The organism is Bartonella sp. AA86SXKL (assembly GCF_042196885.1).
In genome coordinates this window covers 1-917 of sequence record NZ_JBHIRE010000185.1, presented here as the reverse complement: position 1 = coordinate 917, position 917 = coordinate 1, and the positions used below count along the sequence as shown (strand labels likewise).

Sequence of the window (917 nt, the reverse complement as noted above, 5' to 3'; positions counted from 1 at the left end):
TGAATAGAGCTCTCATTTAGAGGGATTCCTTTCCCAACTTTCATCAGGAAAAAACTAGACAGAGCAAAATTAAATGATAAATCCTATAGATATGCGCAGGAGGAAATTTTAAAAGCCGTAAAAGCTTTAGCATGTTGGGGAGCATTGTGACAAAGAAAAAATCCATGATTTTCGCCTATATGGGACTTTTTCTCGTTTTGGGCTTAAGTGGTTTTGCCGATAAAACGGCTCAAATGACATTTGCTTTACACTGAGCAAAGAGTACTGCCTCTATTTTAGAGCTGCTTTTTGCAGGGCTTATAGGAGGAATTTGTGCAGGACCCCTTGCCCCACATTTTTTGCATCACTTCCAGCCAGCACGAACAGTGCCTATTATTCTATTATTTCAAGCAATATGCATAACCACAGCCGTAGTCGTCAACCAGTTTTGGCTTTATATTACCCTTTCTTTCACACTGGGCTGTGCTGGTTCACTCTTTTGGTCTGCAATTCTTGTTGCTGTACCTGACTTCGCAAATAATGATCACCAATGAAACCGTATTACCCAAACAGTCCGTAATCTTGGCTACATTGGCCGACCACTGTTAGGCGGTGTATTGTATGGTCTATCAAACGGACAAAAAGGATTGTTCCTGTTTTCGATAATGGTTCTCTATGCAGAGCCTTTATCACCATCTACTATTTTAAAAATTTAAAACTTCATGCACAAACGACAAACACAGCGCAGCAAATCAAAAAGGGATTAGATGTAGTGGGATTCTTGCGTAAAAAACATGTCGTCTATGCTCTTACCTCCTCATCATCACCATTATCCTCACCTCTGCTCTCAACGTATTATCGATTGTCCGTATCCGCACCGAGCTGCATTTAAGTGCAGAAACCTATGGAATCACAAGCATGATAAGTCTTGGCCTCCT

General features: G+C 40.9%; 1 pseudogene. It reads left to right on the top strand.

Annotated elements, in window-relative coordinates:
• Positions 1-146: 146 nt before the first annotated feature.
• A pseudogene (locus ACFIO5_RS10855) lies at positions 147-917 on the top strand (MFS transporter); the annotation flags it as partial.